General features: G+C 71.9%; 13 protein-coding genes. 8 read left to right on the forward strand and 5 right to left on the reverse strand.

Annotated elements, in window-relative coordinates; genetic code table 11:
* Positions 1-282: 282 nt before the first annotated feature.
* From ACZ7GX_RS14595 to ACZ7GX_RS14615, 5 genes are all read left to right on the forward strand, one after another.
* On the forward strand, positions 283-1,485 hold the full coding sequence (locus tag ACZ7GX_RS14595) for a DUF6004 family protein (RefSeq protein WP_498776650.1): 1,203 nt from the start codon (positions 283-285) through the stop codon (positions 1,483-1,485).
* A gap of 79 nt (positions 1,486-1,564) precedes the next feature.
* A complete protein-coding gene (locus ACZ7GX_RS14600) occupies positions 1,565-2,464 on the forward strand; it encodes a class I SAM-dependent methyltransferase (protein WP_498776652.1) in 900 nt (299 codons plus the stop codon).
* Positions 2,464-3,102 carry an NHL repeat-containing protein gene (locus ACZ7GX_RS14605; protein ID WP_498776840.1) on the forward strand — a complete coding sequence of 213 codons (639 nt, stop codon included), beginning with the start codon at positions 2,464-2,466 and terminating at the stop codon, positions 3,100-3,102. Before ACZ7GX_RS14600 ends, ACZ7GX_RS14605 begins: the two co-directional genes overlap by 1 nt.
* Positions 3,086-4,396, forward strand: a complete 1,311-nt coding sequence (locus tag ACZ7GX_RS14610) for an ABC1 kinase family protein (RefSeq protein WP_498776653.1) — start codon at positions 3,086-3,088, stop codon at positions 4,394-4,396. The genes ACZ7GX_RS14605 and ACZ7GX_RS14610 overlap by 17 nt, the downstream gene beginning before the upstream one ends.
* Before the next feature lie 54 nt (positions 4,397-4,450).
* Positions 4,451-5,128 carry a winged helix-turn-helix transcriptional regulator gene (locus ACZ7GX_RS14615; protein WP_498776654.1) on the forward strand — a complete coding sequence of 226 codons (678 nt, stop codon included), beginning with the start codon at positions 4,451-4,453 and terminating at the stop codon, positions 5,126-5,128.
* 15 nt (positions 5,129-5,143) lie between these two features.
* Here ACZ7GX_RS14615 and ACZ7GX_RS14620 read toward each other — a convergent pair whose 3' ends face one another.
* From ACZ7GX_RS14620 to ACZ7GX_RS14640, 5 genes are read right to left on the reverse strand one after another with little or no spacing between them, the layout of a single operon-like run.
* A complete protein-coding gene (locus ACZ7GX_RS14620) occupies positions 5,144-5,785 on the reverse strand; it encodes an NHL repeat-containing protein (protein ID WP_498776656.1) in 642 nt (213 codons plus the stop codon).
* A complete protein-coding gene (locus ACZ7GX_RS14625; protein WP_498776658.1) occupies positions 5,782-7,494 on the reverse strand; it encodes an ABC transporter substrate-binding protein in 1,713 nt (570 codons plus the stop codon). Before ACZ7GX_RS14625 ends, ACZ7GX_RS14620 begins: the two co-directional genes overlap by 4 nt.
* A 16-nt stretch (positions 7,495-7,510) precedes the next feature.
* Positions 7,511-8,800, reverse strand: coding sequence for an aminotransferase class V-fold PLP-dependent enzyme (locus ACZ7GX_RS14630; RefSeq protein ID WP_498776660.1), 1,290 nt, complete (start codon positions 8,798-8,800; stop codon positions 7,511-7,513).
* A gap of 52 nt (positions 8,801-8,852) precedes the next feature.
* Entirely contained in the window at positions 8,853-9,569 is a 717-nt protein-coding gene (locus tag ACZ7GX_RS14635; protein WP_498776662.1) for a DUF899 family protein, read from the reverse strand.
* On the reverse strand, positions 9,566-10,939 hold the full coding sequence (locus ACZ7GX_RS14640; RefSeq protein WP_498776664.1) for a DUF885 domain-containing protein: 1,374 nt from the start codon (positions 10,937-10,939) through the stop codon (positions 9,566-9,568). The genes ACZ7GX_RS14635 and ACZ7GX_RS14640 overlap by 4 nt, the downstream gene beginning before the upstream one ends.
* 154 nt (positions 10,940-11,093) lie before the next feature.
* On the opposite strand from ACZ7GX_RS14640, the gene ACZ7GX_RS14645 reads away from it, so the two are divergent.
* The 3 genes from ACZ7GX_RS14645 to ACZ7GX_RS14655 are packed head-to-tail and all read left to right on the forward strand — an operon-like array spanning position 11,094 to position 13,956.
* The gene (locus ACZ7GX_RS14645; protein ID WP_498776666.1) at positions 11,094-11,810 is read left to right on the forward strand and encodes a crotonobetainyl-CoA--carnitine CoA-transferase; all 717 of its coding nucleotides are present in this window, start codon (positions 11,094-11,096) and stop codon (positions 11,808-11,810) included.
* Entirely contained in the window at positions 11,807-13,069 is a 1,263-nt protein-coding gene (locus ACZ7GX_RS14650) for an aminotransferase class V-fold PLP-dependent enzyme (protein WP_498776668.1), read from the forward strand. The genes ACZ7GX_RS14645 and ACZ7GX_RS14650 overlap by 4 nt, the downstream gene beginning before the upstream one ends.
* Before the next feature lie 23 nt (positions 13,070-13,092).
* Positions 13,093-13,956: a class I SAM-dependent methyltransferase gene (locus ACZ7GX_RS14655; protein WP_498776670.1), complete on the forward strand. Its 864-nt coding sequence runs from the start codon at positions 13,093-13,095 to the stop codon at positions 13,954-13,956.
* The last annotated feature ends 5 nt before the right edge of the window (positions 13,957-13,961 follow it).

Consider the following 13,961-nt stretch of genomic DNA (forward strand, 5'->3'; position numbering starts at 1 on the left):
CCGAAGTGGCTATCGGAAACTGAACCGCGTTCGACGCTACTCCAGGGGGCCGGTCCGGCGTGCTGCCACGAACGGGTCGACTTGGCCCGGAGGTCGTCCGGGGTGTCGCAACGTTGTGTATCCGTTCAACACCAAGGGATTACCCGACACACGCCTGTGTTGTGAAGTCGTGCATCGACGCGACCCTCGACCTGGACCATGGCTATCGGAACACATAGCTTGTGTCACTTGTGGACGGTCTCGCCCACTTCCTCGTGCGAGACAGACGCTGGAGGTAGAGCAGTGAGCAATCCCCGGGAGACCTACGAGTCGCTGAACCTCGAACCGAAACCCATCCGACCGCACATCCTCGCCGCGGCGACCGTCGTGTTCGGCGAGGACTACTACGCGGGCCGGCGCGAGACCATCAACCTGTCCGGCTTCGTCCAGCTGAACAAGTGGCCCATGCCGGGGTTCGAGCACCGGGTCGACGAGAAGGGGTACGCGGAGTTCGAGACGGAGCTCATCAGCGCGCCCGAGGTCGGCATCAAGGGCTTCAGCTACGAGCTCGACGACCGCATCCAGGTCCTGTCCAACCCGTTCCTGCCCAACACCGGCCACGTCCGGCAGATCGTGCCGGGCAAGAACTTCCCGGCGGAGTTCTACATCCGCCGCTTCGGCATCCTGGAGACCAGCACGCTGCGCCTGGCGCACCGCAACGTGATCGACATCCACGGCGTGGTCGACCACGTGCCGCCGTTCAAGAAGCCGCTCACCGGACCGTACCTGGGCAAGCCGCGCGGTGACGGCCCGTTCGAGGTCGTCCAGGCGCCCAACGTGGCCCGCGGCACGACGTTGCCCGAGGCGTGGTACCCGGCCGACGACGAGAACCAGCCGGTCGGCATCACGCCGACGGTGTTCTTCGCCCCGAGCGCGGGCCCCTGCATGTCGATGCTGGTCGACCCGTCGATGATCATGCAGGTGTCGCTGGAGGGCCGGATCGAGGTCGAGGTCGGCGGCAAGACCGTGCACGTCGACCTGGCGGGCGACCACCGCAAGGCCGCCGGCACGGAGATCCTGCTGTTCGGCCCGGAGAAGCACGCCGAGGGCACGGGCGTCCTGGCGCAGATGGCGCGGCTGGCCGTCGTGGGCCACTGCCCGGAGCTGGGCGGTCGGGTCATGCTGCGGGCGAGCTGGCCGCGGGTGTCCGGCGGCACGCTGGGCGAGGGTTCCGAGGAGAGCCTGAGCCGCGTCAGGTTCCCGGGCGAGCTGCACCTCGACGCCGAGTTCGAGCTCATGACGCCGCAAGCCACGCTCTACGCGGCGAACTCGGTGCACGTCAGCGGAAACCTCACCGACATGGGCGCGACCGGCACGGAGCTGTCGATGAGCGGCGTGGACGCCCCGCTCGTCACGACCGAGGACGAGGTCAAGGCCCGGCTGACGGGCGTGCGGCTGGTCATGCGCGACGCGTTCGTCGGGGAGCACGCCGCGGTCAACGTCTGACAGCGCACCGGCGGTTTTCCGGACATACTCGTGTTCCTCCGGACGGCCGTTCGGGGAACGCCTCGCCAGGAAGGCGCCCATGGACCAACGGCTCCTAGTCATGCACCAGGTGATGCTCGCGGACCGTCCTCGGCTGAGCGCCTACGACCGGGCACTGGCGTCGGTGATCACGGCAGGTGACGTGATCGCCGACGTCGGCGCGGGCACGCTGGTGCTGTCGATGCTGGCCCTGCGGCACGGCGCCGGGCACGTCTACGCCGTGGAGGCCGACCCGGCGATGGCCGCCGTGGCCGAGCGGATCATCGCGGACAACGACCTCCACGACCGGGTGACCCTGGTCCAGGGGGACGCACGGGTGGCCAGGCTGCCGCGCCGCGCCGACGTGATCGTCTCCGAGATGATGGGCAACCTCGGCCCGGAGGAGCAGATGGCCGAGATCCTGGACGCGGTGGCCAGGCACAACCTGCGCCCCGGCGGCGCGGTCGTGCCGCGTCGCCTCAGGACCGAGCTGGTCGCCATCGAGTTCGACGGCGAGGGCTGGGGCACCTGGGGCGACGTCGTGCCCGGCTACCGCTTCGACGCGGTGCAGGACTTCGTCGAACCGCACGCGCAGTTGCACTTCTTCCAGCGCGAGCCGCGGTTCCTCAGCGCGCCCGTCGAGCTCTGCGACGACGTGATCGGGCAGGGCTCGACGGGCCGGCCCCGGCGGGAGGTGCGCCTGCCGGTGCGGCGGGAAGGCTGCCTCCAGGCCGTCATGGGGTACTTCACCGCCGAGCTGGCCGATGGCGAGTCGCTGTCGAACTACCCCTCCTACCCCGGCTGCAACTGGGCGGTCTGGGTGTGGCCGCTGCGGCACACGCGGGTGCGGGAGGGCGACGAGCTGCACGTGAGCGTGGTGCCGCCGAGCGGGCGGGGACGTGCGCGTGACGCCACGGCCTGGACCCTGGACTGCCGCATCGCCCGGGCGGTGAGGCGGTGATGCCGTTCGCGGCGGGCACCGTCCGCGACATCCCGGTCCGCGGCTTGAAGCTGTGCGGCTTGACGTGGACCGGCGAGTTCCTGATGTTCTCCGAAGCGGTGTCCAACCGCATCATGGCGTTGGACCCGTACAGCGGCGACGTGGAGCGCGAGATCCCGTGCCCCGAGGTGCGCACCGACCTGACCACCGTCGGCGGCAACCTCGTGCAGGTCGTGGGCGACCGGCGGGCGCTGCGCGTGATGGACCCCGAGTCGGGCGACGAGCTGGGCGAGATCTCCAACCCGAGGCCGGGCAACGTGCTGTGCGGGCTGGAAGCCACTCGTCACGGCATCTGGATGGGGTACGAGGACCTGCGCCGCATCGACCTGCGCGGCTACGAGGACATGGACCTGGTGGACACCTTCGCCGTCTCCGGGAGGCCGGCCGGCGTCACCGTGTCGGACAACTACCTCGCCTACGCCGACCACGCCGCGTCGACCATCACGATGGTGGACATCGACGAACGGCGCGAGGTGGCCTCGTTCTCGGTCGCGGGCAACCCGACCGGGATCACCTGGGACGGCACCCGGATCTGGTACTGCGACTACACGACCTTGCAGCTGCGGGCCATCGAGGTGCCGGGTGTCGACAAGGGGTGAGCGCGACGGGGACGTCCCTCCCGGGGCGTTCGCGCTCGCGGCGCGGTTGGGCGAGGTCCTCCTCGTCGTCGCGGCGACGCTGGCCCCGCTCCTCGTCACGGGTCCGCTCGTGCTGCTGGCGCAAGGGGGTCGGGCGGCCCGGCGGCACGTGTGGGCGAGGCTGACGACCCTGCTGATGAGGCTGGGCCCCGCGTTCGTCAAGGCGGGACAGGTGCTGGGCACCCGGCGCGACGTGCTCCCGCCCGGGATGTGCGACGAGTTGGCGACGTTGCAGGACGCGGTCGCGCCGATGTCCCCGCGGCAGGCCCGGGAGGCGTTCGCCGAGGTCTACGGGGACGAGCTCGACACCCTCTTCGCCGAGGTGGACTACTCGTCGGTCGCGAGCGGCAGCATCGCGGGCGTCCACCGCGCGCGGTTGGCGTCCGGTCCCGAGGTGGCCTTGAAGCTGCGCCGGCCCGGCGTCGACCGGGTGATGAGGCTGGACCTGGGCCTGATGCGCCGCGGCGCCGCGCTGGTGGCCCGGTTGCCGCCGTTGCGCGGTGTCCCGGTGCTGGAGGTCGTCGACGCCATGTGCGCGGCGGTGCTCGGCCAGCTGGACTTCGAGCGCGAGGCGGCCGGCCTGGCCCGCCTGCGCGTGGAACTGGCCGTGGTGCCACGGGTCTGGGTGCCGCGGGTGGTGCCCGAGGCGTGCCGACCGCGGTGCATCGCCATGGAGTTCATCCCCGACCTGGACGTCGACGCGGCGTCGAGGTGCTCGCCCGCGGCCCGCCGGAAGTTCGCCGCGTCCGGGCTCACCGCGATCTACGAGATGTTGTTCGTGAACGGTTTCGTCCACTGCGACCTGCACCCCGGCAACCTGTACTTCACCGAGTCCGCCCAGGTGGTGGTGCTCGACGCGGGGTTCAGCGTCCAGCTGACCGAGCGGTTGCGCCTGCTGTTCGCCGACTTCTTCCTCAACATGGCCGTCGGTGACGGCGACAAGTGCGCCGCGATCGTCGTGGAGAGCGCCGCCGAGGTGCGGGCGGACGCGGACCTGACCGGGTTCCTCGACCGGATGGCCGACCTGGTCCGGCGCAGCCACAAGCTGCCGGCCCGGGAGTTCAGCCTCATGGCGTTCGCGACGGAGATGTTCGACCTCCAGCGCGGGCACGGCATCCACGCCGCGCCGGAGCTGATCTTCCCGCTGCTCTCGTTGCTGGTCATCGAGGGCACCATCCGCGACCTCGACCCGGAGGTCGACTTCCAGGAACTCGCCCGTCCCGTGCTGATGAAAGGTCGGTTCAGCGCGCGCTGACCCGGTGGCCGAGGCCGCCCCTTCCGCGGCCACGCTGCGGTTTACAGTAGTGAGATGGCAGGCAAGCGGACGTACAACCAGTACTGCGGACTGGCGTCGGCGCTCGACGTGGTCGGCGAGCGGTGGACGCTGCTGATCGTGCGCGAGCTGCTGATGGGCCCGCGGCGCTACGTCGACCTGCTGGCCGACCTGCCCGCCCTGGGCACCAACCTCCTCGCGGAGCGGTTGAGGTTCCTGGTGGAGCGGGGTGTCGTGGAGCAGGTCGACCTGCACGGCACCGGCTCACGGCTGGCGTACCGGTTGACCCCGGTGGGGCAGCAGCTGCGGCCGCTGGTGGCGGGGCTGGCCCGGTGGGGGATGCGCTTCGTGGGGGAGAAGTCCGACTCGGACACCGTGCGCCCGCACTGGGGTTTCCTCGCCGTGGAGGCGATGCTGCGCCCGGAGAGGGCGACCGGGATCGACGAGCGCTACGAGTTCCGGGTGGACGACCACGTCTACCACGTCGAGGTGCGCGACCGCGTGCCACGCGCGGTGAAGGGTCCGGCGGTCGAGCCCGCCATGGTGGCGACCACGGACGCGGCGACGTTCGTGCAGATCGGTTCCGGCCTGCTGACCCCGCTGGCCGCGATGGTGACCGGACGGCTGTCGCTGGTCGGCGACCCCGACGCCGTGCTGCGCTGCTGCGACCTGCTGGGGCTGGAGGCCGGGGCGCCGTCCGTGCCGGCCCTCTGACCGGTGCCGGGTCGGTCAGTTCAGGACGTCGTCGAGCCTGATCGCCTTCAGCCTGCGTGCCCGGAAGTCGCAGTACCACAGGCTGTAGCCGTCCCAGGCCATCCCCGTCGGCGCGCCCTCGACCCTGGCCGTGCCGGTGATCTGCCCGGTCCGGGTGTCCACGGCACGCACCAGGCCGGCTTCGAAGTCCCCGTAGACCACCGTCCGGTTGACCACGGTGAGGCCGGACGGCGAACCCTCGACCGGGAGCTCCCGCCGCACGGTCATGGTCTCGAAGTCCCGCAGCTGCACCACCGCCGGCTCGCGCAGACCCATCCACACGCCCTCCGCGGACGTCTCCGTGCCGCACAGCCTGCCGCTGGGCGGGTCGACCGGCTTCGTGCCGACGACCTCACCCGTCCCCGGGTCGACCAGCACGATCCGCTTGGGTCGCCCGCCGACCTGGCACAGCACGCCGTCGTGGTGGGTGAGGTCGGCGCGGACGCGACCGCACTCCAGTTCCCGCACGACCTCGCCGAAGCCGGGGTGGATCGCCCAGATCCGGCCGGCGTCCTGGTCCGAGTGCCACAGCAGGCCGTCGAACCAGGTGAGGCCGCACGGGTAGCTCCCGGGCGTCGGCAGCGAGCGCACCACCGGGATGGTCGTCGGCGCGGTCACGGCGTCGGCTCCAGCCACAGGTTGGACAGGTCGAACCACCGGTCGATCGTCGGCATCGGGATGGCGTTGCGGACCCGGCTGCCCTTGAGGTGCGGGATGGTCGGCGCGTGCTCCAGGATCGGCACGATGGCCGCGTCCCTCATGACCAGCTCGTCCACCCGGTGCCAGATCCCGTGCGCCCGGTCCTCGTCGACGGTGGCGAGCGCCTCCTCGATCAGCTCGTCGACCTCGGGGTTGCTGTAGCACCCGTAGTTGCTGGTGCCCCTGGCCCGGTTGGTCTGGAACATCGGCTGGAGGAACGCCCGGCCGTTGTTGCCGAACCAGTCCGGCGTCCACGACGGGGACGTCAGGTCCCACGCGCCGGCCTCGGCGTTGGCCGGGTCCTGGAGGTAGGCGTAGTAGTCGGCGTGGCCCATCGGCAGCAGCTCGACGGTGATCCCCGCCCGTTCCAGGTCCGCCGCGCAGGACTTGGCCACCTCCGGGTTGGCGTCCACGTCGCGGTGCAGGAACGTCAGCGTCAACCCGTCCGGGTAGCCGGCCTCGGCCAGCAGCGCGCGGCACCGCTCCGGGTCGCCCCGGTCGCCCGGCGTCGGGTACAGGTCGAACGGCTCGTACCCGACGTTGCCGGGCGGGATCGCCGAGCGGGCCGGCCTCATCACCGTGCCCGCCGCGAGCTGGTCGTAGATGTCGAGCACCGCGACCTTGTCGAAGGCCCACGCGAGCGCCCGGCGCACCTGCGGCCTGCCCAGCGCCCCGCCGTTGTTCGGGCTCGCGGTGTTGAACACCAGGTACGGGTTGAGCGCGTAGCCGAGGTCGTTGCCGGGGTCGGTGGGGTTGGCCTCGTAGGGCTCGGTGACGGGTGAGGCCCACGACAGGTCCGCCCCACCCGAGGTGATCACCTGGCCCACCCGCACCGGATCGGCCCGCTCCATGACCACCTCGACGGCGTCGACGTGCTGGTTGCGCACGTCGTCGGCGGCCTTGTCCCACACGGGGTTGCGCTCCGCCCGCAGGTACCTGCCGTGGTCGTAGCGGACGATCCGGTAAGGGCCGTTGGAGCGGACCTCGCGCCGGAACTCGTCGCTGTCGGGGACGAGCGCGTCGTACTCCACCGGTGCGGCGGAGGCGAACGGCACCGCCAGGATGTGGACGAAGTCGGCGGCCGGGCGGATCAGCTCGAACACCAGCGTCCAGTCGTCGAGCACCCTGATGCCGCTGATCTCGTGGCCGTTCTGGAAGTCCGCGAGCTCGGCGGCGGTCGCGTCGGCGTGCGGCACGGCCGCCCCGTACGCCGCGGCGAACTCGGCCAGGCCGCGGATGGTGCTGGTGAAGTAGCGGATCGCGCCGGCGCCGCACACCGGGTTGCACATCCGCTTGAAGCCGCGGACGAAGTCGTGCGCGGTGACCTCGCGCGGCGGCGTGGTGTCCCACAGCACGCCGCGGCGCAGGCGGACGGTGTACGTCAGGTGGTTCACGCTCAGCCCGGCGTTGTACGTCGACGGCACCTCGACCGCGACGTCCGGCACCGGCGTGATCGCGCGCCAGTCCTTCAGGTCCTTGACCGCGGGGTAGGTGAACAGCTGCCGGGCGAACAACCGGGTGATCTGGTGGCCGAGCGCGTAGTAGGCCGACGCCGGGTCCAGGTGGTCCATGCTCCCGGGTCCGTAGAGCCGGAGGGTTCCCCCGCGTCGCGGTGCGCTGTCGCTCATGCTGGTGACCTCCGGGTCAGGACATCTCGTCCGCGAGTCGGGCCATCACCTTGAGCGCCCGATCGATCTCGTCGTGGTCGTTGAACAGGTGCGTGCAGACCCGGGCCGCGTAGTGCATGTGCGGCGAGCCGGGCACCTCGAACTCGACCCACCTGATCCAGATCCGGTGCTCGGCTTCCAGCCGGTCGACGAACGCCATGACCTTGTTGATGTTCCAGGCGTCCTCGGGCGCCCGGAACGGCTTGAAGGCCACCACCGGCGCGTGCAGTCGGGTGTCGTGCAGCGGGGAGTACAGGGCGGACTCCCCGAACAGCTCCACCACCCGCCGCTTCGCGTGCCAACCCAGCTCCAGGGCGCGCTCCTCGATGCGCCCCCGGCCGATCCGGTTCCACAGCTCGCACGCCTTGGCCAGCGCGGCGGCGCGGCCGATGCTCGCGCTGCCCGCGCTCTGCAGGTAGTCGCCCATGTTGCAGGTCTCGACCGACGTCGTGGTGCGCTTGGGCATGTCGCCGACGAGCGGGTACCACGTGGAGATCACCGGCCAGAACCGCGGCAGCGGCAGGGGGTTGTGCTCGGGGAAGACCTTGTTCCGCACGTAGAGCAGGCCGGTGCCGAGCGGGCCGCACTGGAACTTCGAGCCGGAGCCCGCCAGGAAGTCCAGGCCGAGCTCGCGCAGGTTCGCCCGCACCATGCCCGGCAGCAGCGCCGCGTCGGCGATGGTGATGACGCCGTGCCGCTGGGCGAGGTCGCACAGCGCGCGGATCGGCATCCGGGTGCCGGTGTACAGCGTGGTCGCCGCGAAGGCCATCACCTTCGTGCGCGGGGTGAGCGCCGCCTCGAACGCGGCGACGATCTGCTCGGAGGTGACGTCCGGGCCGGACGGCAGGGTGACCAGGTCGACCCGCACCCCGAAGCGGTTGTGCGCCAGGTTGAAGTTCGACAGCACGGAGAAGCACTCGTGGGACGTGGTCAGCACCGCGTCGTCCGGGCCGAGGTCGAGGCCCGCGACGATCCGCGAGATGCCCTCGGTGGCGTTGTGGCAGATGACCAGCTCGTCCTGGTCCACGCCGAAGTCCCGGGCGATCTGCGCCCGGTACTCGGGGTAGAGGCTGGGCGGGTAGATGTTGGCCAGGCTGCCCGCCCACTCCCTGGTCACCCGGTCGTAGGTCTCGACGACCTCGTGCGGCATCGCGCCGATCGTGCCGGTGTTCAGGTGCGTGGCCGTGGGATCGAGCGCGAAGAGGTCGCGGATCGCCTCCCACGACGCGGTGGCGAGGCTGGTGTCGAAGTCGATGGTCGCGGCCACGGTTCGTCCCCCTTCGTACGACCGCCCGGATGCCGGTGGGAACCTCGGGACGTCACGCGGTCGCGGTCGCCCGGGCGCCCCCGCCCTCGGGGACGTAGTCGTTGTCCGCGTACCAGTCGCCGCGGCCGCCCGGGAGCAGGTCGAGCACGTTCCACACCGGGTTCAGCAGGTCGATGCCCCGCTCGGCGCCGTCGAAGTGGTTCGCGGGCTGCGAGTAGAAGTGCCGCACGGCGTCACCCTCGGCGCGCAGCACGCTCACCATCGGCCGCTGGTTGCCGTCGCGGCGCTCGGCGTTCAGGTCGGCGTTGAAGGTGGTGCCGTGACTGGACAGGACGCGCAGCCCGTCCCACCCCCGCCGGTCCGCCCACGCCCGGAGCTTGGCCGGCGGAGCCTTGGCGATCACGACGAACGCCGTGTGCCGGGCCAGGTGCACGGCCACACCGCGCAGCGCGTCCACCCACATCGAGCACATCGGGCACGCCTCGTCCTCGTCCGGGTGGAACATCAGGTGGTAGACGAACAGGGTGTCGTGCTCGCCGAACAGCGCGCGCAGCGGCGTCCGGACCGGCCCGTCGAGCCCGTCCTCCGTCAACTCGTAGTCGCGGAGCACCGGCCCGGGCGGCATGGCCCGGCGCGCCGCGGCGACCGCCTCCACGTGGTCCCGCAGCGCTCGTTCGGCCCTGGCGAGCTGCGTGCGGGCGGCCTGGTACTCGGGGCTCGCGCCCTCCGGCCAGATCGGCAGGACGGGTTGGCCGTTGGTGCCGCTCATCGTGCCCCTTCCGTGTCCGAGACGGGTCCATCCACAGTGGACTGGGCGAGGTCGGTCCCGCGCACGGGCTGCCGGGCGCCGTGCACAAAGGGTTGCCCATCGGCGGTGCGCGGCACAACCACCGAGCCTTGCCCGATGGGGTGATTCGACGTCGTCGGGTCACGCAGGTCCTCGGGCAGGACGTCGGCGCGCAGCAGGTGGTCGAACCGGTCGGTGGCGGTCGTCCTGCCATCGCGCGCGTCGAGCCACTCGGAGACCAGGCGCCTGCCCTCGACGTAGGTCACGGTGTAGGCGCGCCAGAGGGGATCGGTCAGGAACTCCACCATGTGCCTCGCGCGCTGCTCGGGGATCAGCAGCCACCGCGTCAGGTGGGCCACGACGTCCTCGGCCGACGCGCCGCGGTCGTGCAGCATGATCGCGGCGTCCTGGCGGACGCCCATCAGCTTCCACCAGGCGCGCATCACCGCCTCCACCCGCTCGCCGTCGACCCGCACGCCCTGCGCGGCCAGGACGTCGGAAGTCCAAGCGCCCCAGCCGTCACCGACGGACGCCGCGAGCGCCAGCTCGGCCATGCCCTCCGCCACGAGGCACCGCGGCGTGTTGACCACGACGAGGGTGTGCTCGCCCTCGCCGCACCGCCGCACCAGCCCGGACTCCTTCAGGCAGTGGTCGGTGTGGTGGCCCGGGTAGGACTCGTGCGTGGCCAGCAGGGGCAGCGCGGCGAGGTTGCGGCCCGCCCGCGAGTCGAGCAGGACCAGCGAGCGGTAGTCGCCGAGGTAGCGGTTGAAGGCGTTCCACGGCTTGTCGTGCACCACCTCGTAGCGGACGTGCTCGCCTTCCGGCAGGCCGTACCGCTCCCGCACGAGCGGGCGCACCGCGTCGGACACCGACTGCACCGCGAGCAGGAGGTGGTCGGGGCCCACGGTGTTGGCCTCGTGGAACCGCTCCAGCCGGGTCCGCAGGTCGCCGCCGCCGGGGAGCAGGGCGCGGATCTCGTCGTGCGCCTCGGCGTAGCGGTCCTGCTCGCCCACCTCGGCCTCGACCTGGAAGCAGGCGCGGACCTCGGCGCGGAACGGCACCGGTCGGCCGGCCAGGCGTTCGGCGGAGCACCTCATCGCGGCCAGGTGCGCGTGCAGGAAGCGCTTGCGCCGGGGGGAGAGGTCGCCGTCCGCCACGCGGGCCATGACGTCGGTGGCCTGCCGGGCGAGTTCTCCCGGCGTGGGCAGCGGTTCGTCGCGCACCTGCCGGTGCAGCGCGGGATCGCCGAACCAGCAGTCCACGAAGCCCTCGACCAGCCGGCCGAGGAGCAGGCCGATGCGCAGGTACTCGCGCACCTCCGGTTCGTACATCGCCGCCTCCCGGATCGGCACCCGCCGTCAACGTAACGGGAGACCGAGGGGTCGGCACGCGGGAGCGGCGCGGGCCCACCGCCGCGTCGTCCACTCGATCAGGTGGCTTTAGGAACATATAGCCGCTGTTACAGTCGAAGCGGATCGGCGACCAGACCGTCGGGAGGTTGGCCTGTTGTTCGAGTCGCTAGTGGACCGGATACGCCCCGAGGTGCTGGACGTCCGACTGGACGAGGGTTTCTGCCGCGAGGTGGCCGACGTCTACGACCGCGCGCCGACGTGGGCGCTCGACTCGGACCTCGCCCACGGCTACCGCGTGCTCCAGCGGGTGAGCGCCTGGCAGTTCGCCTTAGTCCTGGAGCACGGCATCCGCGTCGAGCCGTGGCGCGGCGCCGGGCTCCCGTACCGCGAGTCCGCCGAACTGCGCCGGTCGGTGCGCGAGACCCGGGTGCTCAAGCTGCACCTCACCGAGGACGGGCACGGCTCCTTCCCCTGCCCGGCGGACCACCCGATGCGCGGACCCGCCGGGGTCGAGGTCGACGGCGTGCCGTTGTGCCACAACGACGTGTTCCGGGTCGTGCACGACGTCTTCGGGCACGTGGCGTTCGACCAGGGCTTCGGCCCGCGCGGCGAGTTCACCGCGACCTACCTGCACTCGCGGATGTACCCGGTGTCCGCGCGGGCGGCGCTGTTCACCGAGCAGATCGGCCAGGTCTGCTGGTTCTTCTACGGCCCGCACCTCCGGGACGCCGCCGGTGCGCTCCGCTCGCCCGGCGCCCCGGGCTACGTGCCCGCCCGGGACCGGCCGTACCCCCAGCAGAAGGTGTTCGCGTTCGACCGGCGCTACCTGGACCGGTTCGACGCGCTGTTCGCCACCGAGGAGTCGCGATGAGCCAGGTCCGCCCGGGAGCGCTGCCCACGACCGTGCGCGACGACTTCCCGTTGCTGTGCGACGTGGACGCGCCGGTCTACCTCGACAACGCCGCCACCACGCAGAAACCCCAGGCGGTGCTCGACGCCGTCGTGGACTACTACCGCACCGCGAACAGCAACGTCGGCCGCGGCTACCACCGGCTCGCGATGACGGCGACCGACCGCTACGAGGGCGCGCGGGCGTCGGTCGCCCGCTTCCTCGGCGCGCGGCACGCGGACGAGGTGGTCTTCACGGCCAACACCACCGACTCCACCAACCTCGTCGCGGACGTCGTCGGCAGGCGCGTCGTCGGCCGCGGCGACCAGGTGGTGGTCAGCGGGATGGAGCACAACAGCAACCTGCTGCCGTGGCGGCGGTTGTGCGAGCAGGTCGGCGCGGAGCTGGTGGTCGCGCCCACCGGCGCGGACGGGCGGGTCGACCTGTCGGCCTTCACCGCGTTGTTGGGGCCGAGGGTGCGCATCGTCGCCGTGGCGCACGTGTCCAACGTGCTGGGCACCGTCAACCCGGTGCGGGAGATGGCCGCGGCGGCGCACGACCGCGGCGCCCTCGTGCTCGTCGACGGCGCGCAGGCGGTGGCGCACCTGCCGGTGGACGTGCGGGAGCTGGACGCGGACTTCTACTGCTTCTCCGCGCACAAGGTGTACGGGCCGATGGGCGTCGGCGTCCTGTACGGCAAGCGGGACCTGCTCGCGGACCTGCCGCCGTACCGGGTCGGCGGCGGCACGGTCAAGGGCGTCAGCCACGTCGAGCCGGTGCGCTACGTCCCGACTCCGGCCCGGTTCGAGGCGGGCACGCCGAACGTGGCGGGCGCGGTCGGCCTGGCGGCCGGGCTGGACTACCTGCTCGGCCTCGGCGTGCCCGCGGTCCGCGAGCACGACGAGAGCCTGGTCGAGGCCGTGCTGGGCGCCGTCGCGGACCTCGACGACGTCGTGGTCGTGGGCGACCCGGGCGCCATGCCGTGCGGCATCGTGTCGCTGTCCGTGCGCGGGATCCACCCCTACGACGTCGGCAGCCACCTGGACGCCCACGGCATCGCCGTGCGCTGCGGGGTGCACTGCGCCAGCACGTTCCTCGACAGCCTCGGCCTGGTGGGGACCGTGAGGCTGTCCTTCGCCGTCTACAACACGCTCGCGGAGATCGAGTACCTGCGGTCGGTGCTGAAGACCGCACGGCCCGGCCCGTGGACCGCCGACCACCCCACCGAGCGCTTCCTCTGACCGCACCGACCCCGAGGGGTTCCATGAGCGCCACCGAGCTCGACCACGTCCGTTTCAAGGAGGGCCAGCGCCTCCACTGGGATGCCATCAGCGCCGGGTGGCTGTCCGTCGCCGACACGTTCGAGAGCGGCGCCCGGGTGGTGACCTCACGCCTGCTGGAGCTGGGCGGGGTGGGGCCGGGCAGCTCCGTCCTGGACGTCGGCACCGGGGTGGGTGAGCCCGCGCTCACCGCGGCCGCCGCCGTCGGCCCGACCGGCCGGGTGGTCGGCGTCGACCTCTCACCCGCCATGATCGACCTGGCCCGCCGCCGGGCCGACGGGCTGGACAACGTGGAGTTCCTGGTCGGGGACGTCGAGTCGCTCGACCTGCCCCGCGGCGGTTTCGACGTCGTGCTCGGCCGGTGGAGCCTGATGTTCCCGCCCGACCCGGTGCGGGCGTTCCGCTCGGTGGCCGAGGTGCTCAGGCCCGGCGGGGTGCTCGCCGCGTCGACCTGGGGCCCACCCGAGACCGCGCCCATGCTCTCCCTGGGCTTCGGCGTGCTCGTGAGGTGGCTGGACCTGCCCGCGCCACGGCCCGGGCCCGGTCCGTTCAGCATGGCGAACCCCGAGGTGGTGTCTCGGCAGCTGACCGCGGCGGGTTTCACCGACGTGTCGGTCACCGAGGTGCGGGTGCCGTTCGAGCTGGACTCGGCGGAGTCCTACGCCCGGTTCACCGAGGCCGTCACGCCCCTGGAGATCCGCGAGACGGCTCGCGTCCTGCTGGGCCCCGACACGTCCGCGCTGTGGGCCGACGTCGCCGCCTCGGTCGCCGAGCACCGCCGGGCGGACGGCTCGATCTCCTTGCCCAGCACCGCGTTGTGCCTGCGCGCGACGGCTGCGCGCGGATGAGCGGC

This window comes from Actinosynnema sp. NPDC037264, assembly GCF_055603705.1.

Bases quoted from the DNA above. Each gene is read 5' to 3' on its own strand.
- ACZ7GX_RS14615 (WP_498776654.1), top strand. From the start codon at position 4,451: ATGGCAGGCAAGCGGACGTACAACCAGTACTGCGGACTGGCGTCGGCG.
- ACZ7GX_RS14600 (WP_498776652.1), top strand. From the start codon at position 1,565: ATGGACCAACGGCTCCTAGTCATGCACCAGGTGATGCTCGCGGACCGT.
- ACZ7GX_RS14605 (WP_498776840.1), top strand. From the start codon at position 2,464: ATGCCGTTCGCGGCGGGCACCGTCCGCGACATCCCGGTCCGCGGCTTG.
- ACZ7GX_RS14625 (WP_498776658.1), bottom strand. From the start codon at position 7,494: ATGAGCGACAGCGCACCGCGACGCGGGGGAACCCTCCGGCTCTACGGA.
- ACZ7GX_RS14635 (WP_498776662.1), bottom strand. From the start codon at position 9,569: ATGAGCGGCACCAACGGCCAACCCGTCCTGCCGATCTGGCCGGAGGGC.
- ACZ7GX_RS14650 (WP_498776668.1), top strand. From the start codon at position 11,807: ATGAGCCAGGTCCGCCCGGGAGCGCTGCCCACGACCGTGCGCGACGAC.
- ACZ7GX_RS14655 (WP_498776670.1), top strand. From the start codon at position 13,093: ATGAGCGCCACCGAGCTCGACCACGTCCGTTTCAAGGAGGGCCAGCGC.